20 protein-coding genes and 1 pseudogene are annotated in these 23,587 nt (G+C 70.2%); 19 read left to right on the forward strand and 2 right to left on the reverse strand.

Annotated features, from left to right (window positions below):
- Positions 1-67 precede the first annotated feature (67 nt).
- The 5 genes from hrpD5 (at position 68) to WS91_RS14640 (ending at position 4,017) form a co-directional block, all read left to right on the forward strand.
- Entirely contained in the window at positions 68-1,066 is a 999-nt protein-coding gene (hrpD5, locus tag WS91_RS14620) for an HrpD5 family protein (RefSeq protein WP_059670479.1), read from the forward strand.
- A 27-nt stretch (positions 1,067-1,093) separates the two neighbouring features.
- Positions 1,094-1,345 carry a hypothetical protein gene (locus WS91_RS14625; RefSeq protein WP_059670480.1) on the forward strand — a complete coding sequence of 84 codons (252 nt, stop codon included), beginning with the start codon at positions 1,094-1,096 and terminating at the stop codon, positions 1,343-1,345.
- A gap of 176 nt (positions 1,346-1,521) precedes the next feature.
- The gene (locus tag WS91_RS14630) at positions 1,522-1,713 is read left to right on the forward strand and encodes a hypothetical protein (RefSeq protein ID WP_038743714.1); all 192 of its coding nucleotides are present in this window, start codon (positions 1,522-1,524) and stop codon (positions 1,711-1,713) included.
- A 90-nt stretch (positions 1,714-1,803) separates the two neighbouring features.
- Complete coding sequence (locus tag WS91_RS14635; protein WP_038743717.1) at positions 1,804-2,259, forward strand: CesT family type III secretion system chaperone; 456 nt, start codon at positions 1,804-1,806, stop codon at positions 2,257-2,259.
- A 321-nt stretch (positions 2,260-2,580) separates the two neighbouring features.
- The gene (locus WS91_RS14640) at positions 2,581-4,017 is read left to right on the forward strand and encodes a helix-turn-helix transcriptional regulator (protein ID WP_059576104.1); all 1,437 of its coding nucleotides are present in this window, start codon (positions 2,581-2,583) and stop codon (positions 4,015-4,017) included.
- A gap of 780 nt (positions 4,018-4,797) precedes the next feature.
- Here WS91_RS14640 and WS91_RS14650 read toward each other — a convergent pair.
- Positions 4,798-5,286, reverse strand: coding sequence for an HrpB1 family type III secretion system apparatus protein (locus tag WS91_RS14650; protein ID WP_038743725.1), 489 nt, complete (start codon positions 5,284-5,286; stop codon positions 4,798-4,800).
- A 191-nt stretch (positions 5,287-5,477) separates the two neighbouring features.
- Here WS91_RS14650 and WS91_RS14655 point away from each other — a divergent pair, with 191 nt between their 5' ends.
- From WS91_RS14655 to WS91_RS38185, 4 genes and pseudogenes are all read left to right on the forward strand, one after another.
- Positions 5,478-6,125 carry a hypothetical protein gene (locus tag WS91_RS14655; protein ID WP_059670527.1) on the forward strand — a complete coding sequence of 216 codons (648 nt, stop codon included), beginning with the start codon at positions 5,478-5,480 and terminating at the stop codon, positions 6,123-6,125.
- A gap of 169 nt (positions 6,126-6,294) precedes the next feature.
- Positions 6,295-7,335 carry a sensor histidine kinase gene (locus WS91_RS14660; protein WP_059670528.1) on the forward strand — a complete coding sequence of 347 codons (1,041 nt, stop codon included), beginning with the start codon at positions 6,295-6,297 and terminating at the stop codon, positions 7,333-7,335.
- A gap of 51 nt (positions 7,336-7,386) precedes the next feature.
- The gene (locus tag WS91_RS14665) at positions 7,387-8,136 is read left to right on the forward strand and encodes a response regulator transcription factor (protein WP_038743729.1); all 750 of its coding nucleotides are present in this window, start codon (positions 7,387-7,389) and stop codon (positions 8,134-8,136) included.
- Positions 8,133-9,371, forward strand: a pseudogene (locus WS91_RS38185) (secretion protein); the annotation flags it as partial. The gene WS91_RS14665 and the pseudogene WS91_RS38185, both read left to right, overlap by 4 nt.
- 1,135 nt (positions 9,372-10,506) lie before the next feature.
- On the opposite strand, the gene WS91_RS14675 reads toward WS91_RS38185, so the two are convergent.
- Complete coding sequence (locus WS91_RS14675; protein WP_038743733.1) at positions 10,507-11,613, reverse strand: type IV pilus twitching motility protein PilT; 1,107 nt, start codon at positions 11,611-11,613, stop codon at positions 10,507-10,509.
- 311 nt (positions 11,614-11,924) lie between these two features.
- Between WS91_RS14675 and WS91_RS14680 the strand changes: the two genes are divergently transcribed.
- From WS91_RS14680 to sctC, 10 genes are all read left to right on the forward strand, one after another.
- Positions 11,925-12,551 (forward strand): toxin co-regulated pilus biosynthesis Q family protein, encoded by a 627-nt coding sequence (locus WS91_RS14680; RefSeq protein ID WP_059670483.1) that lies wholly within the window; start codon positions 11,925-11,927, stop codon positions 12,549-12,551.
- Positions 12,551-14,299, forward strand: a complete 1,749-nt coding sequence (pilN, locus tag WS91_RS14685) for a PilN family type IVB pilus formation outer membrane protein (protein WP_059576088.1) — start codon at positions 12,551-12,553, stop codon at positions 14,297-14,299. Before WS91_RS14680 ends, pilN begins: the two co-directional genes overlap by 1 nt.
- Positions 14,300-14,310: 11 nt before the next feature.
- Positions 14,311-15,600 carry a type 4b pilus protein PilO2 gene (gene pilO2 / locus WS91_RS14690; RefSeq protein WP_059647611.1) on the forward strand — a complete coding sequence of 430 codons (1,290 nt, stop codon included), beginning with the start codon at positions 14,311-14,313 and terminating at the stop codon, positions 15,598-15,600.
- A 13-nt stretch (positions 15,601-15,613) separates the two neighbouring features.
- A complete protein-coding gene (gene pilP / locus WS91_RS14695; protein ID WP_059670484.1) occupies positions 15,614-16,117 on the forward strand; it encodes a type IV pilus biogenesis protein PilP in 504 nt (167 codons plus the stop codon).
- Positions 16,114-17,724, forward strand: coding sequence for a GspE/PulE family protein (locus tag WS91_RS14700; protein WP_059670485.1), 1,611 nt, complete (start codon positions 16,114-16,116; stop codon positions 17,722-17,724). Before pilP ends, WS91_RS14700 begins: the two co-directional genes overlap by 4 nt.
- A complete protein-coding gene (locus tag WS91_RS14705) occupies positions 17,714-18,790 on the forward strand; it encodes a type II secretion system F family protein (RefSeq protein WP_038743747.1) in 1,077 nt (358 codons plus the stop codon). The genes WS91_RS14700 and WS91_RS14705 overlap by 11 nt, the downstream gene beginning before the upstream one ends.
- A gap of 32 nt (positions 18,791-18,822) precedes the next feature.
- Entirely contained in the window at positions 18,823-19,374 is a 552-nt protein-coding gene (locus WS91_RS14710) for a type 4 pilus major pilin (RefSeq protein ID WP_038743749.1), read from the forward strand.
- 39 nt (positions 19,375-19,413) lie between these two features.
- Positions 19,414-19,893 (forward strand): type IV pilus biogenesis protein PilM, encoded by a 480-nt coding sequence (gene pilM / locus WS91_RS14715; protein ID WP_059670486.1) that lies wholly within the window; start codon positions 19,414-19,416, stop codon positions 19,891-19,893.
- Positions 19,893-21,578, forward strand: coding sequence for a shufflon system plasmid conjugative transfer pilus tip adhesin PilV (gene pilV, locus WS91_RS14720; protein WP_059670487.1), 1,686 nt, complete (start codon positions 19,893-19,895; stop codon positions 21,576-21,578). The genes pilM and pilV overlap by 1 nt, the downstream gene beginning before the upstream one ends.
- A 121-nt stretch (positions 21,579-21,699) precedes the next feature.
- Positions 21,700-23,505 carry a type III secretion system outer membrane ring subunit SctC gene (gene sctC / locus WS91_RS14725; protein ID WP_059670488.1) on the forward strand — a complete coding sequence of 602 codons (1,806 nt, stop codon included), beginning with the start codon at positions 21,700-21,702 and terminating at the stop codon, positions 23,503-23,505.
- The last annotated feature ends 82 nt before the right edge of the window (positions 23,506-23,587 follow it).

A 23,587-nucleotide genomic window follows, 5' to 3' on the forward strand; every position in this document is an offset into this window, starting at 1 on the left:
ACGCACGGATCGCGATCGATTCGATCGATGCCAATGAAACGCACGATGCAAGGACAAGGAGCAACCGATGAAGCTGCTGCGGATCTTGACCGGTTTGCACGCCGGCGCGGAAATCGCGCTCGACGCCGGCGAGCACCGGATCGGCGCGGGCGAGGACGCGGAGATTCGCATCACCGACTGGCGCGACGGCGATCTGTTGCTGTCGATCGACGCGCGCGGCGCAACGCGCGCGCGGCGGGCGGCGAGCGCGCCGCCGGAGACGGCCGCCGATCCGTTCGACGCCGACGGCTCGCCGCTCCTGATGCTCGACTTCGTGCCGGTGCCGTTCGGCGAGACGGCGCTCTGCGTTGGGCCCGCGGACGGCGAGTGGCCGAGCGATCTCGACCTGCTCGCGACATTGTGGGCGCCGCCGCCCGGCGCCGACGCGGCAAGGCGCGGCGCGCAGCGCAAGCTCGCGGCGTGCGCGGCGGCGGGCGGCGCGCTCGTCGCCGGCCTTCTCGCGATGGGCGCGATGCTCGCGAGCGCGCATCCGGGCGCGCCGCCCGCGGTCGAGACGGCGGATGCGCTCGCGACGCGCATCGGCGGTGAGCTCGGGCGCGCGGGCTACACGGAGCTGCACGCGGCGCCGCGCGGCGCGATGGTCGCCGTCAGCGGGATGGTCGCGACGCCCGCCGACGACCTTGCCGCACGCAAGCTGCTCGACCGGCTCGCCGTGCATCGCGTCGAGCGCCGGTACGACGTCGCGCAGGACGATGCGCAGAGCATCGGCGAATCGCTCGGCGTGCCGGGCGCGACGGTCGCCTACGCGGGGCAGGGGCGCTTTCTCGTGTCGGGCGTCGTGCCGAACGTCGCGCAACTGCGCGCGGCGGTCGACCGGGTGCGCGCGGACGTCGGGCCGAACGTGCGCGCGATCGAAATCGACGCGCGGCAGTCGGGCGACGCGCCCGTGCCCGTCGCGTACTCGGGGATGCTCGAGATCGGCGACGTGCGCTACATCGAGACGCCGGACGGCGTGAAGCACGTGTTTGCGGGCGCGCCGGCCGACGGCGCGCCGAACCTCAACTGACAGGCCTCAACCAACGGGAGAAGCGGCATGTACGAAGCATTGGAACGGGCAGCGGACGATTGCGGACCGCTCGAGCAGGCGCTCGCCGCGCCCGACGCGGCCGCGCGCATCGGCGCGCTGCGCCGGGCGCTCGGCGAGACGGCCGAGCGCGTGAGCGCGGCCACCGCGCAAGCCGCGAGCGAGTTCGATCGCGATGCGATGCAGAAGATTTATCGCGGCTTGCTCGCGGCGCAGCGGATCGTCGCGACGCTGCACGAGGCGAACGCGGCGGCCGCGTAGCGGCCACGGTTTCGCCGCGCGGCGTGCGGCGGCAAGCGATGCGGCGCGAGCCGCGTCCGGCGCCGCCTCACGCTGCGCGGCAAAAAAGCGGCGGGCCGAGCGATGTGCAATAAGGATCGGCTGCGCCGGATTTCTGTCGATGCGTGTACGCACGCACTATCTATGGAGTGTTGACCATGAGCATCATTAATACGGCGTTGCAAGCGGGCGGAGCCCTGTTTAGTGCAGGCAACAGCACCGATGCGGGCATTGCGGCGATGAACAAGATGGCCGAGAACCAAATGAAGATGACGATCGCGCAATCGGAGATGGAGGTGAAGAAGGCCGCCGTGGGCCTGATTCAAAAAGGCGCGGAGAAGATTCAGTAAGTTCGCCGCCGCACGACGCGTGTTGGACAGCCGGCGCTGCGTGCGCCGGCTGTTTTTTTGCGGCGTGCCGGATGCCGGAATGGAGCAGCCATGAGCCAGGAACACTACGAGGGAATCATCGCCGAGGTTTGCGCGATCGTCGATTTGCCGGATGTCGACCATGTGCTCGAAACGCGCTCGATCGAAGTCGAGGGTTTCGACGTGCGGCTCGAATATTTCGAAGACGATCCGGAATCGATGTACGTGAACTTTCATTACGGGATCGTCAGCGCGGGGCGCACGCTCGCGGTGTACCGGCTGCTGCTCGAGGCGAACCTGCTGATCTATGCGCAGGACCAGGCGCAGCTCGGAATCGACGCGGACACGGGCGGCATCGTGCTGCTGATGCGGCTGCCGCTCACGCCGGACGTGACGGGCGAGACGCTCGCCGATCTGTTCGCGCACTACGCGGAGCACGGCCGCTACTGGCGGCAGAACATCATCGAGTCGGGCGACGAGATGTTCGGCGGGATCGCGTCCGGCGAATATTTCTGGCTGCGGGTGTAGCGGGGCGCGGCGCCGGGCGGCAAGCGCGGTAATCGCAGCTATTCCGGCAATTCCGACGACCCCGGCGATCCCGGCGATCCGGGCGATCCGGGCGACCCGGGCGACCCGGGCGACCCGGGCGACCCCGGCAATCCGGGCAATCCGGCAATCCGGCAATCCGGGCAATCGTAACGGAACGTCACAAACTGCTGCGCGGATTCGGCCCGGACGAGACGATAGCGGCACGCATCCACGCGCTGCGCCCCGCGACGAGCGGCGGCGCGGCGCGCGGATCGAGCCTGACATCTTCGTATTCGAAACCGCCTGCCGGGAGGACCCGCCATGTTTTCCACACTCCATTTCGCCGCCGCCGCCGCGCTCGCCAATCCTTCGTCCAACGGCGCGTATGCGGCGCGCGTGCTCGACGGCCGCTTCGCCGAAGCGGCCGCGTTCGTCGCCGCGCGCTGCGACGCCGAGCCGGGCGGCCTCGCCGTCGACGTGCGCGACGTCCACGCGTATGCGGACATCCAGCTCGTGCTTGGCCGCTTCGAGGAAGCCGAGGACACGTTCCGCCGCGCGCAGAAGCTGCTGCGCGAATCGCGCGACCAGACGCGCGTGATGACCTGCCGCAACGCGAGCTGGCAGGCGTTTTTCCAGAACCGCTTCGGCATCGCGCAGGCGGGCTTCCAGCGGATCGCGGACGATCGCGCGGCGAGCGTCGAGCAGAAGCTCGAGAGCCTCGTCGGCACGTGCGTCGTCATGCATCATCTCGGCCGCGCCGAGGACGCGATGGCGACGCTCGACGTGCTCGACGCGGCCGCCCGCGACGCCGATCCGCGCTGGCTTCAGCTCGCGGGCGCGCTGCGCGCGGATTTGTTGCTGCAATACCAGATCGGCCGCGCCGACGCGCTCGGCGATCACGTCTACTGGCGCTCGACGCTCGCCGATCTGCCGCCGTCCGCGTTCGCGCAGGCGGGCGCGTCGGCGGCAGCCGACGCCGCGCCGCCGCTGCTGCGGAGGCGCGTCGACTACATGCGGCAGGCGCGCGCGCTCGCGGCCGGCGACCACGCGGCGCTCGCGCGCATCGACGCGCACGTGAGCTGGTGCGCGAAGGCGGGCCTCGCCGACTATCAGCGCAGCGTGCGCCTCGAAGTCGCGCTCGCCGCGCTCGCCGGCCACGCGCCGAACGTCGCCGACGCGATGATCGCGCCGTATCGCGACGCGGCCGGGCGCTGCGGGTCGCACGTGCGCTGGACGCTCGATTATCTGTACTGCGCGGCGAAGGTGCGCGAGCAGCAGGGGCGGATTCGCGAATCGTCGTCGCTGTACGCGCGCTATGCGCTCGCGTCCGTTCGGCACGTGCGCTCCGACGGCGCGGCGCTCGCCCCGGCGCTCGCGATCGCACGCTGCGGCACGCACGCGGCCGCACCGAGCGACGACGTCAGCGCGCGGCTGCCCGGCAAGTACCGGCGCGCGTATCGCTATCTGATGGAGCGGCTCGACCAGCGCGACCTGTCGGTGCGGGAGATCGCCGCGCACATCGACGTGACCGAGCGCGCATTGCAGGCGGCGTTCAAGACGTATCTCGGGCTGTCGCCGAGCGAGCTGATCAGGCGGCAGCGGATGGAGCGGATTCGCGGCGAGCTGCTGTCCGACGCGCCGCGCGCCGCGAGCGTGCTCGAGATCGCAAGCCGCTGGGGCATCCGGCATCGGTCGACGCTCGTGAACGGCTATCGGCGGATGTTCGACGAGGCGCCGTCGCAGACGATCGATCGGTGAAGTCGCGCGGCGGGCGGCGGCGCTCGCCGCGTCGCGCCGGCCGATCGTCGTGCATGGGGCGGGCCTGCGCAGCGAGCGAGGCCGATGGGGCCGGGGCGCTGGTCGTGTGGCGTCCATCGGCCGTTTCTCCTTGCGGGAAGTCTGGCGCGACGGCCGGTGCGGCGCCGCCGGCGATGCCGCGCGCGCAACGCGTTCGCGGCGCGCGCGCCGCCCTCGACGGGCCGGGCCGCGTCACGCATGCCGCGGACGGGCTTCGTTTGCGCGGGCGTCGTGCGAAGCCGGATGCGATGTCTTTCTGCGCTATGCGTGCTTTCCGCGACATCCGCGACATCCGCGAAATCCGCGAAATCCGCATTTGCGCGGATGTTTGCGCCGCGTGCCGATCACCGACGTTTGCTTCGGCTTAACGCGCGTTGCGGATTTCGGGCGAACCCGCTTGTTTCGACATGTTCGATCATGGGCGCGGAAGTCGCGGCCGAGCGACGAATTCGTGACGGCGAACGTCGCGTGCATTCGCGGAAATCGCATTCGAGTGTGCGATGCGCGTCGATCGCGGACGCGAGGCTTGCCATGATGCGCGTTGCCGATTTCGAGCGATCTCGTTTGCTGCGGCGTATGGGAAATCTGTCGCGAACCGCGAACCGCACACACGCACACCGCGAACTGCAAGACGAAACCGGCAAACGAGAGACGTAGAACGAAAAACGTAGAACAACGAACAACGAACAACGAACAACGAACAACGAACAACGAACAACGAACAACGAACCCAACCGCCCGTCACCCCATCCCGCTCGCATGCACGTGCCGCGCCCATTGATACCGATCGAGCCGCAGCAACTGCGAGACGCGCGCGGCGACATCGTCGTCGTGTTCGCCCCGGTCGCTCGCCGCGAGCTCGTTCACCTTCAGGAATCGCCCGACGAGCGCCGTCGACGCCCGATCCCCCGACAGCAGCACGGTCTGCGCATAGCGCCGCCAGTCGTCGTCCCGCAGCGCGAACAGGCACCAGCTCTGCAACGCCGAGCACAGCGGCGTGCCGCGTTCCTGCTCCTCGAGCGTGCGCAGGATGTGCAGCGCGCCGATCCAGTCGCGCCGGCTGATCCGCAGCCGCACGTCGCACAGGTCGACCGCGGCGTTCCGCGGCTGCAACGCGCGCAGCGCAAGCAGCAGTTCGTCGAGGTCCGCGTGCGCGTTCGCGCGCAGCCCGGCCGAGAAGGCCGAGAGCAGCGCGCGCAACGCGGCCTTGTTGCACGGTTTGATCGCCATGTCGGTGGGATGCGTCGAGTAGAGATGACCCGGCGACGATGATCGCCGTTGCGCGCGAACGAGCGGGCGGTGCGCGCGAAGCGCCGTCGCGCGCGGCGAACCGCGCCGTGTCGCGCGGCGGCGGCGGCGGCGCGCGGCGCGCGACCCGTCGTTTCGTCCGCCGCGACGCCGCTTCGCCCGCTTCGCGGCGCATGAGGGCGCGCCGCCTAAGCTTGTTGACGAACCGCGGGCGCAGCAAGGCCGCGCGCGTTCTTTTCCCTTTCCCTCAGTCGATTCACATTCATAGCGAGACGATCATGAGCGTTAACGGCATTTCGTTGCAGACTCTCCATCCGTCGCAGTTCCACACTTCGTCGACTTCGCCGAGCAGCCGCGATCGGAAGATCGAGGAACTGCTCCACGAAATCGAGGAACTGCTGATGCAGGGCGATTCGGGCGGCGGCGACGACACGAACATCGGCGGCGATTCGAACGACGACACGCCGGCCGGCAACAACGGCCCGACGAACCACGCGACGCCGCCTGCGGGCGGCAAGCCCGGCGAGGACCTGCGCGACGTGAAGCTGAACACGAAGGCGGGCGGCGAGGCGTTGCACCTGAAGATGGACTCGCAGGGCAACCTGTACAACGGCAGCAATAATTCGGTCGGCGTCGTCGACAAGGACGGCAATGTGAAGCTGAACGCCGGCGCGACGAAGGAGCTGGAGCGTCTCGAGTCGGGCGGCAATCCGTTCGTGAACGCGCATGTGGGCAAGCGCGGCGCGGGCGGCAACATGGAGTTCACGCCGGACGAAGTGACGGTGAGCGCGGGCGACCTCAAGCAGAAGGCCGACTTCTGAGCGCGCGGGCGACGCGGCGCGGCGGCACTGGACAAGCGCTTTCGAATCGGTACACACTGCGCGCTCGCGCCGCCGCGTCGCGGCCCGTCCAAACATACGCGGAACCGAACGTCCGCCGGAGTCGAACTTGAGCGCGCCGCACGGGGCCGATGCCCGAATCTTCCAGATGATGCAGGACCGGCAGGCGTGGGGCACGCTCGCGCTCGACCGCGACGGCGCGATCGTCGCGGCCACCGCGCGCGCGCGCGCGCTGTTCGGCCGCGCGCTGCCCGCCGGATTGCCGCTGCGCGCGGTGCTCGGCGACGCGGCGGGCGCGGACGCCGCCGCGCTCTTCGAGGCGCTCGCACAAGGACTCGAATTCGAGACCGACGACGCGATCCTGTGGCTCACGCTGCAACCGGTCGAGCGCGATCAGGCGATCGCGGCGACGGTCACGGTCGCCGACGTCACGCCGCTGCGCCGCGCGCTCGACGAGCGCGTCGCGTCGCTGCGTTTTCTCGCGCACGACCTGCGTTCGCCGCAGAATTCGATCCTCGCGCTGACCCAGCTGCACGACGCCGATCCCGACGCGTTCGCCGCGTGCGGCGGCCTCGAACGGATCGCGCAGCTCGCGCGGCATGCGCTGCTGCTCGGTCAGGACTATCTTGTCGCGTCGGCGGCGGACGATTTGCGGCAACGCCATTTCGTGCGCTTCGATCTGCGCGGGATGCTGCGCGAGCTCGTGCCGAAGCTCGAAGTGGCGGCCGTCTATCGCGGCGTCGCGTTGCAGCTCTGGCTCGACGACGCCGCGCCGCTGTGGTTGCGCGGCGCGCGCGTATTTGTCGCCCGCGCGCTGCAGAATCTGATCGACAATGCGGTGCAGGCGTCGCGGCAGGGCGCGCGCGTCGAGATCCGGCTGCACGTGCGCGACGCGCACGCGGAAGTGACGATCCGCGATTGGGCGGGCGGCCTGCCGGGCCTCGCGCCGGACGCTCGGATGACGGATTTCGCGCCGCTCGCGAAGCGCGGCTCGATGGGCTTCGGCCTCGGCCTGCAGCTCGCCGCGCAGGTGGTCGCCGCGCATGCGGGCACGCTGCACGCGGAATCGAATCGCGGCGCGGGCACGTCGTTCGTGATGCGCCTGCCGACGCTCGCGCCGGCGCTCGGCGCGGCGCCCGTCGTGCCCGAGGGCATCGCGCGCTGGCGCGCGAGCGTCGCGCCGGACGGCTGAGCGGCGGCGCGCGTTTTCTCGTTTTTTCGCTTGACGACCCATAATTTCGCGATGTCCGAACCGAACATGCAGCGCACCGTGCAGCAGCCCAAGCAGATCGTCGTCGTCGAGGACGATCCGGTGCAGCGCACGCTGCTCGTCACGTGGCTCAAGGCCGAGGGCTACCGCGTCGAGGCGTTCGAGGACGGGCTCGCCGCGCGGCGCTTTCTCGGCGACAGCTGGGCCGATCTGCTGCTTCTCGACTGGGATCTTCCCGGGATGACGGGCGAGCGGCTGCTCGCATGGGTGCGCGGCCGCGCGCGCTCGATCGTGCCGGTGATCTTCCAGACCGTGCATTCGGACGAAGAGGACATCGTCAAGATTCTTGACGCCGGCGCGGACGACTTCCTCGTCAAGCCGCTCGAAAAGCAGACGCTGCTCGCGCGCGTGCGCGCGCTGCTGCGGCGCTTCGCGGCGCTGTCGGCCGATAGCGCTCGCATGCCGCTCGGCCGCTACGTGCTGTCGCGCGCGACGCTGACGGTGTCCGACGGCGGCGCGTCGCACGCGTTCAGCGCGAAGGAATTCGACATTCTCTGGCATCTGGCCGAGCATCCGGGCGCGGTCGTGCAGCGGCAGGACCTGCTGCGGCTCGTGTGGGGCGCGGACGCGTGCGCGCAAACCCGCTCGGTCGACATGTACGTGAGCCGGCTGCGCAGCCGGCTGAAGGCGGCGGGCATCGGCTGGACCGTGCACGCGGCGTATGCGACCGGCTATCGCCTCAACCTGGGCGCGGACGCGGAATCGACGGATCGCGCATCGTGACGCGGCGCGCGGCCGCATCGGCTGCCGCCGTGGCGCTCGCGCTCGCGGGCCATGCGCCGGCGCTGCGAGCGGTGCCGCTCGCGTGGCCGCTCGCGCGCTTCGACTATCGCGTCGGGGCGGTGAGCGCCGTCGACGCGTTGAGCGAGCTGAGCCGCCGTTCGGGTGTCGCAATCGACGTCGACGCGCGCACGCCGTGCCGGCTCGACGTGCGCGACGCGCTGCCCGCGCAGCGTTTCGTCGACTGGGTCGCGCGCACATGCGGGCTTGCGTGGTATTACGACGGCGCGGTGCTGCAACTCGTCGCGCCCGATGCGTTCGGGCGCGCGGCGGTGCGGCTCAATTACGCGACGCCCGCCGAGCTGCGCGCGACGCTCGCTCGGCAGCGGATCGTCGACGGGCGCTGGCGGCCCGCTTATGACGACGCGGCGCGGATCGTGCGGGCCGCCGGCCCGCCGCGCTACGTCGCGCTCGTGCTGGCCGCCGCGCGTGCGCTCGACGTGGCCGCGCAGGCGCGCGTGCGAACCGAGACGCGCGCGTTCCGGCTGCGCGCGCGCGCGGCGGCCGATCGCGACGTGCGCGTCGACGTTGGCGATGGGGACGATGGGGGCGACGCGTCGCTGCCGGGGCTCGCGACGCGGCTGCGCCGGCGGCTTGAAGCGGAGGGCGCGGCACCGCGCGCGGTGCCGGGCGTGCGCGAATTCACCGCGTCGCTGCCGATCGTCGGCGCGGACGCGCGCTCGAACACCGTGTTGATCCGCGACGTGCCCGCGCGCCTCGCGCACGACGCGCGGCTCGTCGCGCAGCTCGACACGCTGCCCGCGCCGATACGGATCGACGCGTTCGGCGCGACGCTCGCGCCCGCGCAGCTCGATGCGCTGGGGTTGCGGTGGCGCGACGACGTGCGGGCCTCCGCGGCATCGCGCGCGGCGGGCGATGCGCGCGATGCTTCGCGTTCGCCGGGGCGAGCGGAATCGTCGGCGGCGTCGGGTGCGGCGGATTCGCGTCGCGCATCCGCCGTAACCGGCATGTTCGGCATGTCCAGCGCGTCCGGCACGTCTAGCACGTCCGGCATGTCCAGTACGTCCAGCACATCCAGCACATCCAGCACATCCAGCACGTCCAGCACGTCCAGCACGTCCAGCACGTCCAGCACGTCCAGCACGTCCAGCACATCCAGCACATCCAGCACATCCAGCACATCCAGCACATCCAGCACGTCCAGCACGTCCAGCACATCCGGCGCGTCTCGCGCAACCGCCGCAGCCGCCGTAAATGGGACGCCGGCCGCATCCGGCGCGTCCAACGCCGCCGGCGCACCCGGATCGTCCAAACCCGCCAGCGCATCCGCGCCGCGCATCGCGATCGCGACGGACGGCTGCGCGCAGGCGCGTGTACGCGTCGCCGAACTCGCCGCGCGCGGTGCGGCATCGATCGACGTCGACGGCTCGACATTGACGCTTCCCGACGGCAACGCGGATTTCGGCCGTCTGCGGCAGGCGTTCGTCCCGTCGAATGACGGCGACGTGCGAACGCTCGACTCGCGGAGAAGCGGTTTCGCGATGCGCGTCACGCCGCGCGAGACCGCGCAGGCGGGCCGCTACGCGCTCGACATGCGGATCGTCGAGCGCCGCGAGGATGGCGGCGGCCGCTCGGTCGGCGCGCTTTCGCCGGGCGAAGCGACATCGGTCGATACGACGTCGGGCGAAGCAACGCTGGGCGAAGCCACGTCGAGCGTGACGCTCGCGGCAGGGGAGTGCGCGGCGGTGGCGCTGCCGCTTGCCTCCGGGCGCGGCGCGCGGCGGCTCGTGCTGGTGACGCCGCGCGTGATGACGACGGATTCGGCGCTCGTGTCGCGGCCGGCGTCGTCGGGCGCGCCGGCATCGGCGCGAGACGCGCCGGCCATGGCACACGTGAGCGCACCTGCACCCGCACGCGCAACGGCACCCGAAGCCGCAATCGAAGCCGCACCCGCACCTGCATCCGCAACCACAGCCACAGCCACAGCCACAGCCACAGCCACAGCCACAGCCACAGCCACAGCCACAGCCACAGCCACAGCCAAGGCGGCGCTCGCCGCCACGAAGCCGTCGGCGCGGGCGCATCCGTCTTCACGCCCGCCCACGCCCACGCCGCTTTCGTCGCTGCCGGACGGCCTCGGCCTCGGCCTCAGGAGTCAGACGCGCCTGCTCGGCAATTGATGCAAATTCCGCACATTATCAAGCGACGATCGCGCACGATTCGGGCTCGCCGCCGCAATCGTCTTTTGAAATTAATGCGACCAGTCGATTAACGCGGGATCGGGCTTGTTTATATGATTTTTTTTCGATTTTAGATCGGCATATAAAAATGCCGGATCGGATGCGCATGCATCTAACGATTAACAATGGACTGCATCATTTCATGCAGTTCGAGCCGATTGTAAGTTGCCCGTAACGCGTCTTTCGTCGTGATCCGGTTGCGCGCCGCGAGCGAGGCGAGATCGTCGTTCAGCGAGCGCGACATGTTGTCCTCCCGGCGCCGCAGGAATTCGTTGACGAGGTGCAGCTTCGCCGGGTCCGCGATCAGCTTGGCGACCTGGTTGTTGTTGTTGAACAGCAGCTCGCTCGCGAGCACGAGACTCTCGCCGTCCGCGCTCGGCACGAGGCTCTGGCAGACGATGCCGATCAGCGATTCGGCGAGCGCGACCGCGTGCCGGTCGCGCTCGCCTGCCGGAAAGAACGACAGCAGCTTGTTGAGCGCGCTGACCGCGCTGCCCGTGTGCATCGTCGCGAGCACGAGGTGCCCGGATTCGCCCGCCTGCAGCAGCGTGTCGGCCGTCTGCGCGTCGCGCACCTCGCCCACCATCACGACGTCCGGCTTCTGCCGCAGCGCCTCGCGCAGCCCGTGCGGAAAATTCGGCGTGTCGGTCGGCACTTCGCGCTGCGAGATGATCGACTGGCGGCGCTCCAGATAGTATTCGATCGGCTCCTCGATCGTGACGATATGCGTGTTGCGCGTCGCGTTGACGTGCTCGAGCAGCGACGCGATCGTCGTCGTCTTGCCCGAGCCCGTCGGGCCGGTGACGAGGATGATGCCCTTCGTGTTGTCGAGCATCGAGCGCACGTACACGGGCAGGCCGAGCTCCTCGAGCGGCAGCGGCGCGAGCGGCAGGCGGCGCATCGAGATCACGATCTTGCGGCCGCCGCCCGCGCGATACACGTGGCAGCGCAGCCGGCAGCGCGTGAGGACGAACGGGCGATCGAGCGTGCCCTGGCGCAGCGCGTTCTCCCAATGCTCGTCGATCGCGTCGAGCAGCGGCCGCATGTCGTCGAGGAGCACCGGTTCGTCGCTCGTCTCGATCCAGCCGCGCGGCGTCTTGATCGTGACGGGGCGGTCTTGCTCGATGTGGATGTCGGTGAACATCTGCTTCAGGTCGATCAGGCCGAGCACTTCGCCCGCGAGATCGCGCAGCGGGGCGGCGGCGGGATGCTGGTTCATCTTGGCGATTCGAATGAATGGAATGGGCGGCGCATTGCGCGCGGCGAGTGGGAAATTGAATGATCTATTGAATTTTGCATGCCAACTAGCTTTTGTCAAACTATTCGGGGTATATTTGCCGCGCAATAATCAATTCAATAATGCGACTGCGTGCGCAGACCTATTATGTAAAGCCGAGGTAATCCCGGGTCCGGAAAGCCATTTCCGGTCGCGAAGGCAGCCCGATGCGTCGGGCGCGGCATCCGGGATCGTCGAGCGGCAAAGCGCGGGGGCCAGCGGCGCACGACGGCAGTCGAGTAACGAGGAAAAACATGATGCACGGCGCTACGGTCGCCGCGGCCGCGTCCATCGCGATCGCGCTCTTTGCAACCGATTGCGCGGCGAGCGGTCCGCCCGCCGGCACCGATCCGGCATCGGGCGATGCATCCGCCGGGCGCTTCGATCACGCGCCGCTGACGGCGCAGCGAGCCGATGTCTTTCGCGCGCCGCCGCAGCCGGCGTCCGCCGTGTCCGCGCCGGGCGCGGACGCGTCGCCCGAGACGGCGGTGCCGGCCGCCGCGACCACGCCCGCGCTCGCGCCTGCGACCGCCGCGCAGCCCACGGCGCGCTCCGTCCCGAACGGGCACGTCCCGAACGGGCATGTCCCGAACGGGCACGTCCCAAACGGGCACGTCCTGAACGAGTATCTCTGGGACGTACGCACGTCCGACGGCACGATTCGCGGCGTCTTGTCGCGATGGGCGCGCACGGCGGGCTGGCAGCTCGTCTGGGATGCGCCCGTCGATTTCAGCATCGATGCGCAGGCGACGCTGCGCGGCTCGTTCGAGGATGCGCTGCAAGCGCTCGTCGCGAGTCTCGGCCGCACGTCGACGCCGATCCAGGCGATTCTCTATCAAGGCAATCACGTGTTGCGCGTCGTCGCGCAAGGAGCGGGCTGATGCGCGTCTATTTCGCCATTTCGTTTCTGGCCGCCGTGCTGCTCGCCGGCTGCACCGGGCTGCGCGGCGGCATCGAGCGGGACGCGCACCGCGATTCGAGCGCGTCGGACACACTCCTCAAGCGCGCGTCCGAAGGCGAAAACACCGTGCATGCGCTCGCGCCCGTCGTCGTCGACAACGGGCTATGGGTGTCGGCGGGCGCCGTCAAGCTGCGAAGCAGCGAACAGCTGCCCGCGCTCTTCGACGAGCCGGCTTCGTTCGATCGCTCGGTCTCTTCGTTATCCGAATTCGCCGAGCAGATCACGCGGCTCACGCAGGTGCCGACGCAGGTCGCCGCGAGCGCGCAGCAGGCGGCCGCGCGTTCGCAGCACGGCGGCGGCGCGGACGGCGCGGCGCGCGGCGCGAGCGTGTTTCTCAACGCGGCGGGCGAGCGCTCGATGCCGCCGCTGCCGCCCGGGATGCCGGGCGGCGCGCCGTCGGGCGTCGGCAAGGCGGGCGGCGGCGCGGGCGCGGACGGCGGCGGCACGTCGTTCGCGGCGGTGCGCATCCTGTACGCGGGCGGCACGCTGAGCGGCCTGCTCGACGCGGCGTGCGCGCGCTTCGGCGTGTTCTGGAAATTCGAGCAGGGGACGATCCGCTTCTTCTTCACCGATACGCGCACGTTCCAGGTCAACGCGATTCCCGGCGACTCGTCGCTGAACGCGTCGGTGGTGAGCGGGGCGACGAGCGACGGCGCGTCGGGCGGCTCGCAGGCGGGCGGCTCGGGCGGCGGCGCGAACGGCGCCGGCTCCGGCACGACGGGCCTCACCGCGAACAACACGGCGAACACCGCGGTGAATTCGCAGCTGTCGGTGTTCAACGGGCTGCAAAGCGCGATCCAGTCGATGCTTTCGCGCTACGGCAGCTCGGTTTCGTCGCCCGCGACCGGCTCGATCTCGGTGACCGACACGCCCGACGTGCTCGAGCGCGTCGCCGCGTTCATGGCGCAGCAGAACCGGTCGCTGTCGCGGCAGGTGCTGCTCAACGTGACCGTGCTCAGCGTGTCGCTGAATGCGGGCGACGCCTACGGCATCGACTGGTCCCTCGTCTACAAGACGGTGTCGGCGGGATTCGACATCGCCAATCCGTTCAAGCCGGTGTCGCTCGCGCCGGCCGATCTGTCCGCGACGGTGCTCAGCCCGACGAGCCGCTTCAACGGCACGAAGCTGCTGATTCGCGCGCTGTCGCAGCAGGGCACGGTGCGGCGCAAGACGTCGGCGTCGGTCACGACGCTCAACAACCAGCCGGTGCCCGTGCAGGTCGCGACGCAGACGGGCTATCTCGCGTCGGTGTCGACGACGAACACCGCGAACGTCGGCTCGTCGACGGCGCTCACGCCGGGCACCGTGACGACCGGCTTCAACATGACGCTGCTGCCGCACGTGCTCGACGACGGCACCGTGATGCTGCAGTTCTCGACGAACATCTCGTCGCTGCTCGAGCTGAAGGAAGTGTCGAGCAGCGCGGGCCGCGACGCGACGCGCATCCAGACGCCCGACGTCGACATGCGCAACTTCCTGCAGCGCGTCGCGATGAAGTCCGGCGAGACGCTCGTCATCAGCGGCTACGAAGGCGCGAACGATTCGCTCGACGAGCGCGGCGTCGGCGTGCCGAAGATGATCGCGCTCGGCGGCGGCTACGAGGCGCAGCGCTCGCGCGAGGTGATCGTGATCCTGATCACGCCCGTCACGCAGCGCGGCGGCGCGTGACGGAGCCAGCGATGAGCGCGCAAGTGATTCAAATCGGCCGCCAGCGCTTCGTCGGCGGGCTGTTCTGGCAATCGCTGTCGAGGCGCAACGAGCTGCGCGCCGAAGCGGTCGAGCTCGCGAAGAAGCTGAAGTTCGACCTGATGGTGCTGCGGATCGATCGCGGCGTCGCGGCGGCCGGCTATGCGAACACGCGCGACGGCTTCGCGCCCGGGCATCTGTCGCTCGGCGCGATGGTGTCGCGCGCGATCGCGCTCGAAGGCGCGTTCTACAACGGGCGGCGCCAGCCCGCGCCGAACTGGCTCGGCGCGTTCGCGCTGCCCGACGGGCGCTGGGCGTATTTCGCGGTGCGCGACCACGCGTTCATGCCGAACGGCGACTGGGTCGGCAGCCGCGAGGAAGCGCTCGAGCGGCTGCATACCGATTACGCGTGGGGCGGCTGGAACGTCGTGATCGGCGAGCCGGAGCTCGAGAGGCAGGGCTTCCAGAATTTTCAGCCGAAGCGGCTCGACGAGCTGCTGCCGCGCCGCGGCGGCCGGCCGCGCACCGAGCGCTGGTGGGCGCTGCGGCCGGTCGAGCGGCGCTTGCCGCCGCGCACCGCGCTGATCGCGGCGGCCGCCGTGTGCGTCGCGGGCGGCGGCCTGCTCGCGTATTGGCATCATCGCGCGAAGGTCGAGGCCGAGGAGCGCGAGGCGGCGCTCGCGCGCGTGCGCGCGGAGCTCGCCGCGCGGCAGGCGAAGAGCGAGCCCGTCGCGCATCCGTGGGCGACGCTGCCCGATGCGATCGCGTTCTCACGCGCGTGCGCGACGCGTTTCGGGCGGCTCGCGCCGGGCGGCTGGCGGCTCGAGCGCTACGAATGCACGCCGGGCACAGCGCGCTACGCGTGGGCGCGCAACGGCTCGAACGTGCGCTACCTGCTCGCCGAGCAGCCCGCCGCCATCGTCGCCACCGACGGAGAGCGCGCGACGCTCGACGTGCCGCTCACCGCACCGACGGCGGACGACACGCCGCTCGTCGACGATTCGGCTGTCAGGACACAGCTTCTGTCGCGTCTCCAAATGCTGGATGCGGCCGCTAAACTGGACCGGCTGCTTCCCGATCGATCGTCGCACGCGCCGCTCGCGAATCTCGCGCAGCAGGCGGCCGCCGCGCCCGCGTGGCGCGCGTACCGGTTCAACGCGAGCCTGGGCGGCCTCGCGCCGCCCGAGTTCATGCGCGCGATCGACGTGCCGGGGTTGCGCGTGCAGCGCATCGCTTATCAGAACAATCAGTGGACTCTCGAAGGAGTGCTCTATGCGAAATAGTCGCGTCCGATCGATGTGCGCGCTTGGCGCCGCGCTGCTCGCCGGCGCCGCGCGCGCGGCGGGGGGCCTGCCGTCCGACGACGGCGGCGCGACCGCCGCGCGGCTCACGCAACTGCAAAGCGAGACGGTGCTGCTGCAGGCGCAGTTGAAGAAGCTCGAGACCGAGCAGCAGGTGGCCGAGCGGGCCGCGCAGCTCGCACGCGTGCGCGGCGGCGCGCCGGCCGGGCAGTTCGAGGTGACGGCGATCGAGGGCGTCGGCAAGCGCGCGTTCGCGACGCTGCGGATGAACGGCGGCGCCGAATTCGAAGTACAGCGCGGCGACGCGCTGCCGGATGGCGGGCGCGTCGTCGCGATCGGGCCGCGCGCGGTCGTCGTGTCGAATCGCGGGCGCACGGTCCGGCTGTCGACGGCGTCGCCGTCGCCTTCTTACGCGGGCAATCCGTCGCTGCCGGCCGACGCGGCCGCGCCGCTGCCGACGCTGCCCTCGCTGCCTTCCCTGCCCGCGAGCGGATCATGAGCCAGGACGCGCAACGACCCGACGCGTCGGCCGTGCGCGCGACGCCGCCCGTCGTTGCCGACGCCGCGCCGCCGCGCGGCCCGCGCGCCGTCAGCGAAGCGGGCGACTTCGCCGCGAGCGTCGAGGAGCGCAAGTTCGTCTGCCTGCTCGACGACGGGCGGCTGCTCATCGCCGAAGGCCACGAGATGAATCCGTTCGTGCTGTCGTATCGCGCGCGGCTCGACCGGATGGGCCGGCCGTACCGGCCGACGCCCGCGACGCTGATGCAGGTGCGCGAGGCGTACCGGCAAAACGCCGCGGGCGGCGGCGAGCGGCTCGATCACACGGTGATGCAGGTGCTCGCGAAGGAGCTGATCGGCCGCGCGTGCCGCGAGCGCGCATCCGACATCCACATTCGCGTGCGCCGCTTCAGCACCGAGGTCTACTTCCGCGTGCACAACGAGCTCGCGCGTGTGAACGAGCACACGCGCGAGCACGGCGAGCGGCTGCTCGCGACGCTGTACGGCGCGATGACGACCGTGTCGGACAACAGCTACCGGCCGAGCGAGCGGCAGGACGCGAGCATCGGCGACCGCGACAAGCTGCCGGACGACCTGTACGGCGTGCGGATCGCGACGACGCCGACGAGCGAAGGCAGCCTGATGGTGCTGCGGCTGCTCTACAACGACGCGGGCGACGCGACCGATCTCGCGGCGCTCGGCTTCGCGCCCGGGCACGTCGCGGCGTTCCGCGCGCTGCGCGCGCAGCCGCACGGGATGAACATCATCAGCGGGCCGACGGGCTCCGGCAAATCGACGACGCTGCAGCGCACGCTCGCCGCGCAGATCGACGAATCGCGCGGCAGCCTGCACGTGATCACCGTCGAGGACCCGATCGAATACCCGATCGACGGCGCGGTGCAGACGCCGGTCGCGAACGCGCCGACCGAGGAGGCCCGCGCGCTCGCGTTCGCGGCGGCGATCACGAACGCGATGCGGCTCGACCCGGACACGATCATGATCGGCGAGATCCGCGATCGCGCATCCGGGCAGACGGCGCTGCGCGCGTCGATGACGGGCCATCAGGTGTGGACGACCGTGCACGCGAACAGCGCGCTCGCGATCGCCGACCGCCTGATCGATCTCGGCCTGCACGCACGGATGGTTACCGATCACACGGTGATTTCCGGCCTCGTCAGCCAGCGTCTCGTGAAGCTGCTGTGCCCGCATTGCAAGCTGCGGCTCGTCGATCATCCCGACCGCATCGAGCCGGGCCTCTTCGCGCGGCTGCGCGGCGCGCTCGACGGCCGGATGCAGGACGCGTGCATCGCGGGCGACGGCTGCGCGCATTGCGGCTCGGTCGGCACGATCGGCCGCACGGTCGTCGCCGAAGTGATCCTGCCGGATGCGCGGCTGTTCGAGTTCCTGCGCGAAGGCGACAAGGCCGGCGCGCTCGAATACTGGACCCGCACGCTCGGCGGGGTGACGCTCGCCGAGCACGCGCTGCACAAGATCGCGGCGGGGCTCGTCGATCCGCGCGGCGTCGAGCGGGTCGTCGGCACGCTCGCGCCGGCGGCGGGCGAAGCGCGGCAGCAGCTGTCGCTGGTCGGATTCAGCTATGGCACTTGAGCTGAATCGCCGCTGGGCGAAGCTCTGCCTGAACGCCGACGAGCGGCTGCGCGTGTATCGGAAGATCGCGAAGATGCTCGGCAACGGGCTGCCGCTCCTCAAGGTGCTCGAGGAGCTCGAATGGCGCGCGTCGCGCGAGGGCCGCAAGCCGCGCGAACCGCTCGCGATCGTGCTGTCCGACTGGCGGCTCGCGGTGCAGAACGGCGGGATGCTGTCTGAGGCGATGGGCGCGTGGGTGCCCGCCACCGAGCAGATGATCGTCGCGGCGGGCGAGCAGGCGGGGCGCATCGAGGACGCGCTCGCGTCGGTCGCCGACATCGTGCAGTCGAGCCGCAAGATCCGCCGCGCGGTCACGGGCGGGCTCGCGTATCCGGTCGGGCTCGTCGTGATGGTGATCGGCTATCTGTACCTGTTCGGCACGCACGTCATCCCGAAATTCGCGCTGATCGCCGATCCGTCGCACTGGCGCGGCGCCGCGCGCTCGCTCTATCTGATGTCGCTGTTCGTGCAGGGCTGGATGCTCGCCGTCGTCGCGGCGCTCGCCGCGGCGCTCGTCGCGCTCGCGTGGTCGCTGCCGCGCTGGCGCGGCCCGCTGCGCATCTACGCGGACCGCGTGCCGCCTTATTCGATCTACCGGCTCGTCGCGGGCAGCGGCTTCCTGATCGCGTTCTCGGCGCTGCAGGCGTCGGGCGTCACCGTCGAGAAGGCGCTGCTCAAGATCGGCGTGGTCGCGGGGCCGTGGCTGCGCGAGCGGATCGACGACACGCTCGTCGGCGTGAAGTCGGGCCTCAACGCCGGCGAGGCGCTGCTCAACGCCGGCTATCAGTTTCCGTCGCGCGAGATCGTCGAGGATCTGTGCATCTACGCCGAATACGGCGGCTTCGACGCGGCGCTCAAGATGCTCGCCGACGAGTGGCTCGAAGAGGGCGTCGCGCGGATCGCCGCGCAGATGCGCGTGCTGAACGGCGCCGCGATCGTCGTGCTCGCGATGCTGATCGGCTGGCTCGTGACGGGCTTCTTCGGCATCCAGCAGGAAATCGCCGCGATGACGCGCGCGATGCATTGACGCCGCGCATTTTCAATCCAGGAGAAACCAACATGAAACCACTCGCTGCCCACCCCGCCTATCGACGCGAACCGGCGTTCTGCCGACGCCACCGCAAGGAGCGCGGCGCGTCGCTGCTCGAGAGCATCGCGTATCTCGGCGTCGCGGCGATCGTGATCGTCGGCGCGATCGCGCTGCTCGGGTCGGCGTTTTCGAGCGCGAATACGAACCGGCTCGCCGAGGAGCTGAATGCGATTCAGACGGGGACCAAGAAGCTTTATATGGGGCAGGTGAACAACTACGGGAGTGAGTCGCTGAATGCGAATCTCATCGCCGCGAAGGTGTTTCCGAACACGCTGCCCACCGGCGACAACGATGCCGTCTCGAATACGTGGGGCGGCACCGTCACGGTGACGGGGGCGGGACAGACTTTCACCGTCGAGTACACGAACGTTCCGCGCGACGTCTGCATCAATACGCTGACCGCCGGCGGAAACTGGTTGTCGGCCAAAGTCGGCGAGAAAGCCGTGAGCTATCCGGTTGCGCCGACCGAGGCGACGGGCGCTTGCACCGGCACCGTCACGATCGTTTGGAAGTCGAACTGACGCCGCCCGAGTTTTTTTCCACCGTCCACGCCGCCGCTCATGTACGCCTTAGCCGCCGCGCTCGCCTTCGCAGCGCTCGCCGCCGTCTACGCGACGCTGCAGGGCCCGTTCGCCGTTGCCGCGCTGCAACCGTCGCGCACCGCGCAAGCGCTCGCCGACAACCTCGCCGTCTACCGCCAGGCCGCGCTCGATTACGCGCGCACGCATCCGGGCACGCGCGGCGCGGTGCCGAACGCGCAACTCGCGTTTCCGGCGTGGTATCCGGGCGCGAACCCGCTGTGGCGCAACTATGTCGAGAACGGAACCGTCGTCGCGTACGCGGCGTCGGCGCCGCCCGTGAACATCGCGGGCGAGATCGCGACGCTCGCGGACGGCTCGCTGTTCGCGGGCGTCGCGTATCGCAACGCGATCGTGCGTCCCGGCTACGCGAATCCGAACGTGCCGGCGAACGGCGTGCCGTTGCCCGCCGGGCTGACGATCGCGAACGGCTTGCCGGTGTGGATGGGGCAAGCGTACTGATGCGCTTCGCGTCTTCCCGCCGCCGCGCGCGCGGCTTCGCGCTGATCGAGATGCTCGGCGCGCTCGCGATCGCCGCGCTGATGCTCGCCGGCATCGCGATGTTGGTGGATACGTCGCTCGACGACGTGCGCGCGCAGCAGGCCGCGCAATACCAGGCGCAGGTGACCGCCGCGGCCACGCGCGCGCTCAAGCGCGACTACGACGCGTGGCTGCAGCGCGCGAACACGCAGGCGCCCGTCGTGATGACGCTCGCCGATTTGCAGGCGACGAACGATCTGCCCGCCGCGCTGCGACCGGCGAACGCGTACGGCCAGCATACGTGCGTGCTCGTCAAGCGGACCGCGAGCGGCGCCGGGCTCGACGCGCTCGTCGTGACGACGGGCGGCGAGACGATCGGCGACAAGGAGCTCGGGCTCGTCGCCGCGAGCGCGGGGCCGGGCGGCGGCTCGATCGGCGCGCGCGTGCCGGCGGAGGCGCGCGGCGCGTTCGACGCGTGGCGCATGCCGCTCGGCGCGTACCTCGGCGGCAGCTCGCCCACGTGCGATCCGGCCGACGCCGCGCCGCCGAACGCCGGCCATCTCGCGAACGAAATCTTCTTCAACGGCCCGGGCCAGCAGATCAACAGCGATTATCTGTATCGCGTCGGCGTCGGCGGCCATCCGGAGGCGAACGCGATGCAGGTGCCGATCTGGCTCACGCACACGTTCGTGGAAGGCAGCGCGGATGCGGCGAACTGCGGAACGGCCGGCGGCTTCGCGAACGGCAAGCTCGGCGCCGACGCGGCCGGCAATCTGCTGAGCTGCAGCAACGGCGTGTGGCGCGGCGCGGGCGGGCACTGGAAGAGTCCCGTCGCCACGGCCGGCACCCTGCCCGACGACGCATCGAACGAAGCCGGCGACGTGCGCCTCACGCTCGACACGTTCCGCGCGTACGCGTGGACAGGCGGCGGCTGGCAGGCGCTCGCGGTGGACCGCGACGGCAACATGATCGTGCCCGGCATCGTCGCGGCGAATCGGCTCGAGATCACGGGCAGCGTCGTCGTCAACACGCCGTGCTCGCCCGATCCTCTGCGGCAGAACGCGGGACTCGTGTCGATGGGCCAGGACGGGCAGGTGCTGTCGTGCCAGAACGGCATATGGCTGCCGCAATCGGGAATCAAGATCGGCGGCACCGACATGGACTGCCAGATCCTGATGGCGACGCCCGGCGCGACCGATTTCCCGCAATGCTCGAGCACCTACGCCGGTCCCTATCCGAACGGATCGCTCATCACGTACGAAGCGGACGGCACGTACACGTACACGATCGACCGGCGCGTGAAGCTCGACAACAACGGGCTCATTTCGGTGAGCGCGTACATGCACATGAGCTATGCGACGTGCGACCTGAAGGGGCGCGAAGGGCAGATGCGGCTCGTCGTCGAAATCATCGACGTGCAGGGCAACAAGGTGATCGCGCACGGCGAGGCGCAGTCGACGAAGCTGATCGAGGACGCCGCGACGATCAACGTCACGCTGAACCAGGCCGCCGAGCCGCGCGGCGGATACGTGGTCAGGCTCGCGAGCAAATGGGCGACGTACGACAGCTACGCGAAGACGCCGTGGCAGTCCACCTATTGCAGCGGCGGTCATACATTCCTCCAGACGCCGCTCGTCACGGGCTGGACCGTCAATTCGTTCTATTGAACGGGCCTTCGCCGCGCGCAGCATTCGCCGCGCGCGGCTGCGGTTAACTGCGGGGGTCTCCCATTCGCGGCGCGCGATCCGTCTGATCGACCGACGGTGCGCGCCCCCTCCGGACGGACCCATGAAGGCCAAGATTTCCGTTTTGCTGCCCCTGCTGTGCTCGCTCGCGAGCCTTTCCGCCCACGCCGCGCCGGTTCGCTGGCGCAGCGCCGAAATTCAGTACGCGGCGCAAGGCAAGGACGTGAAGGACGTGCTGCGCGATCTCGCCGCGAGCCAGAACGTCGCGGCGAACGTCGCGCCGGGCGTGAGCGGCGCCGTCAGCGGCAAGATGAAGATGTCGCCGCAGCGCTTCCTCGACGCGCTCGCCGCATCGTTCGGCTTCGTCTGGTACTACGACGGCACCGTGCTGTACGTGACGCCCGCGAGCGACATGAAGAGCACGCTCGTGAAGCTCGATCACGCGAACACGGGCGACCTGCGCGACCTGCTCGAGCAGATGAAGGTTGCCGACGCGCGCTATCCGGTCACCTACAACGCGCAGCAGCGCACCGCGCTCGTCGCGGGGCCGCCGCGCTACGTCGAGCTCGTGACGAGCGTCGCCGCGCGGCTCGACGAGAATTCCGCGCGCACGGGCGGCACGACGATCCGCGTGTTCACGCTCAAGCACGCATGGGCCGCCGATCGCGACGTGAACGTCGACGGCACGACCGTGACGATGCCGGGCGTCGCATCGCTGCTGAACCGGATGTATCACCCGGGCGAAGGCAGGCATGCGTCGCAGACGACGGTCGGCAAGCCGATCGGCCGCGCCGCGCCGATGACGGATCTCGGCGGCGGACGCAGCGGCGTGCCGCCTTTGCCGCCGCTGCCGCCGTACATGCAGGCCGCGCAGGCGGGCGACGGCGCGGGCATGCCGGCGGGCGGCCTCGGCGGCCAGGGGAGCGATCCGCGTCCTGGCGGGATGATCGCCGCGGCGATCGCGAATCCGGGCGCGGCGCGCGCGCCCGACGCGCTCGGCGGCGCGAGCGCCGTGCCCGCGGGCGCGAGCGACGCGGCCGACCTGCCGGTGATCCAGCCCGATCCGCGCACGAACTCGATTCTCGTGCGCGACGCGCCCGAGCACATGGCGCAGTACCCGGACCTGATCGCGCTGCTCGACGTGAAGCCGCGCCTCATCGAGATCGAGGCGCGCATCATCGAGATCGACGAAGGCGCGCTCAGGCAGCTCGGCGTCGACTGGCGCGCGCACAACAGCCACGTCGATTTGCAGACGGGCACGGGGCTCACGTCGCAGAACGCGTATGCGAGCGGCTCGCTGAATCCGACGTTCGGTTCGATCACGCTGCCCGGCAACGATTCGGCCGGCGTGCCGGCGAGCCCGCTCGGCCTGTCGCTGACGGCCGTGCTCGGCGACGCGGGCCGCTATCTGCTCGCGCGGATCAACGCGCTCGAATCGTCGAACCAGGCGCGCACCGACGCGAGCCCGAAAGTCACGACGCTCGACAACGTCGAGGCGGTGATGGACAACAAGAAGCAGTTCTTCGTGCGCGTCGCGGGCTACACGTCGGCCGACCTGTACAGCATCTCGACGGGCGTGTCGCTGCGCGTGCTGCCGATGGTCGTCGAGGAGGGCGGACGCACGCAGATCAAGCTCGACGTGCGGATCGTCGACGGCGAGCTGTCGCAGCAGACGGTCGACAACATTCCGGTGATCGTGTCGAACGAGATCAACACGCAGGCGTTCATCGAGCAGGGGCAGGCGCTGCTGATCGCGGGCTACAAGGTGGATGCGCGCTCGAGCACGCTGTCGGGCGTGCCGGTGCTCTCGAAGCTGCCGCTCGTCGGCGCGCTGTTCCGCTCGACCGACAAGCAGGACAGCCATAGCGAGCGGCTCTTTCTCGTCACGCCGCGCGTGATCGAGCCTTGAGCAGGCGCGGCGTGGCGCGGGCGCTTCGCGCCGGCTGGCGGCCGCCGCGCGATTCACGCCGGGCGCGGCGCGGCATCGAGCA

Source organism: Burkholderia sp. MSMB1498, assembly GCF_001526245.1.
GTDB lineage: Bacteria > Pseudomonadota > Gammaproteobacteria > Burkholderiales > Burkholderiaceae > Burkholderia > Burkholderia savannae.

Coding starts and splice junctions, on each gene's coding strand:
- hrpD5 (WP_059670479.1), top strand. CDS start 68: ATGAAGCTGCTGCGGATCTTGACCGGTTTGCACGCCGGCGCGGAAATC.
- WS91_RS14625 (WP_059670480.1), top strand. CDS start 1,094: ATGTACGAAGCATTGGAACGGGCAGCGGACGATTGCGGACCGCTCGAG.
- WS91_RS14630 (WP_038743714.1), top strand. CDS start 1,522: ATGAGCATCATTAATACGGCGTTGCAAGCGGGCGGAGCCCTGTTTAGT.
- WS91_RS14635 (WP_038743717.1), top strand. CDS start 1,804: ATGAGCCAGGAACACTACGAGGGAATCATCGCCGAGGTTTGCGCGATC.
- WS91_RS14640 (WP_059576104.1), top strand. CDS start 2,581: ATGTTTTCCACACTCCATTTCGCCGCCGCCGCCGCGCTCGCCAATCCT.
- WS91_RS14650 (WP_038743725.1), bottom strand. CDS start 5,286: ATGGCGATCAAACCGTGCAACAAGGCCGCGTTGCGCGCGCTGCTCTCG.
- WS91_RS14655 (WP_059670527.1), top strand. CDS start 5,478: ATGAGGGCGCGCCGCCTAAGCTTGTTGACGAACCGCGGGCGCAGCAAG.
- WS91_RS14660 (WP_059670528.1), top strand. CDS start 6,295: ATGCAGGACCGGCAGGCGTGGGGCACGCTCGCGCTCGACCGCGACGGC.
- WS91_RS14665 (WP_038743729.1), top strand. CDS start 7,387: ATGTCCGAACCGAACATGCAGCGCACCGTGCAGCAGCCCAAGCAGATC.
- WS91_RS14675 (WP_038743733.1), bottom strand. CDS start 11,613: ATGAACCAGCATCCCGCCGCCGCCCCGCTGCGCGATCTCGCGGGCGAA.
- WS91_RS14680 (WP_059670483.1), top strand. CDS start 11,925: ATGATGCACGGCGCTACGGTCGCCGCGGCCGCGTCCATCGCGATCGCG.
- pilN (WP_059576088.1), top strand. CDS start 12,551: ATGCGCGTCTATTTCGCCATTTCGTTTCTGGCCGCCGTGCTGCTCGCC.
- pilO2 (WP_059647611.1), top strand. CDS start 14,311: ATGAGCGCGCAAGTGATTCAAATCGGCCGCCAGCGCTTCGTCGGCGGG.
- pilP (WP_059670484.1), top strand. CDS start 15,614: ATGTGCGCGCTTGGCGCCGCGCTGCTCGCCGGCGCCGCGCGCGCGGCG.
- WS91_RS14700 (WP_059670485.1), top strand. CDS start 16,114: ATGAGCCAGGACGCGCAACGACCCGACGCGTCGGCCGTGCGCGCGACG.
- WS91_RS14705 (WP_038743747.1), top strand. CDS start 17,714: ATGGCACTTGAGCTGAATCGCCGCTGGGCGAAGCTCTGCCTGAACGCC.
- WS91_RS14710 (WP_038743749.1), top strand. CDS start 18,823: ATGAAACCACTCGCTGCCCACCCCGCCTATCGACGCGAACCGGCGTTC.
- pilM (WP_059670486.1), top strand. CDS start 19,414: ATGTACGCCTTAGCCGCCGCGCTCGCCTTCGCAGCGCTCGCCGCCGTC.
- pilV (WP_059670487.1), top strand. CDS start 19,893: ATGCGCTTCGCGTCTTCCCGCCGCCGCGCGCGCGGCTTCGCGCTGATC.
- sctC (WP_059670488.1), top strand. CDS start 21,700: ATGAAGGCCAAGATTTCCGTTTTGCTGCCCCTGCTGTGCTCGCTCGCG.